At 43.4% G+C, this 896-nt stretch carries 1 protein-coding gene and 1 pseudogene; both read right to left on the bottom strand.

Features of this window, described 5'->3' with window-relative positions:
- Positions 1-539 (bottom strand): annotated as a pseudogene (locus DW793_RS14340) (hypothetical protein); the annotation flags it as partial.
- A 7-nt stretch (positions 540-546) separates the two neighbouring features.
- On the bottom strand, positions 547-896 hold a 350-nt coding region (locus tag DW793_RS14875), incomplete at its 5' end, for a hypothetical protein (RefSeq protein ID WP_181988400.1).

Genomic DNA, 896 nt, shown 5'->3' on the forward strand with positions numbered 1-896 from the left:
ACTGCGGCTGAAAATACTGTGAGCTGATTGTAGAGATTTTCAGGGAGAAGCTGCACACCGAAATTGCCCGAATGTTCAGGAAAGCGTGAAGCGAACTTTGTCGCCACGTCGCTCCAGCCGTTGTACCAAAAACCGTCTGAAAGCATTGGGAGCACTGCACCCAAGAATATCACTGCAAGATAAGATAACGCCATAAAAATGAGCTTCAAAAGCTGTCCGAACAGCCAGTTCAGCCTGCCCACACGCATTATGTAGAAAACTGTGTTGGTGTCTATCTTGGGAAAATCTGCGATAAGTGTGAGGAAAACCAGCGGTATGATAAGAAGTATCGCACCTGAATTTGCTATGGCGATAAAAGGCTCAAGGATATTCAGCGGTTCGCCCATAAGCTCTGCGTTTGATTTAAGAGGCTCAATAGCAAAGCTGTAAATGAAGATAAGAAGCACTCCCAGGATTATCATTCGTGCGTCGCATACCCACTTTATGAACTCCGCTCTTGCACAGAAAAAGCTTTGTTTAAGGCTGAAATTTTTCATCATAGCTGACCTACACCCCCTTGTCCTTGCGCAAATTCATCACGATAATAAATCCCAGCAGGGTAACGATCGCCCCCGAACAGTTCACCGCAGTTATCCACTTTGCGCTTCTGTCAAAGCTTTGTATATACAGAAAATTCGTCACAGAGCTTGGATAAAAGGCATTCGCTCTATCAAAATCAAAGTTATCGTTAAAAAGATTTGCGTCTATTATCCTATTGAGCATTGTTGTAAGGACATAGTTGAGCATAAAAGGCAGGCAGGTTATGATATACGGATTTTTGCAAAATGAGCTTAGGAAAAACGCAGGCAGTGTGGAAACTGCACCATATGCGAAAGCTACTGCAAGCATTTTGATTA

Source organism: Ruminococcus sp. AM31-15AC (assembly GCF_003462045.1).
Classification (GTDB): domain Bacteria; phylum Bacillota; class Clostridia; order Oscillospirales; family Ruminococcaceae; genus Hominimerdicola; species Hominimerdicola aceti.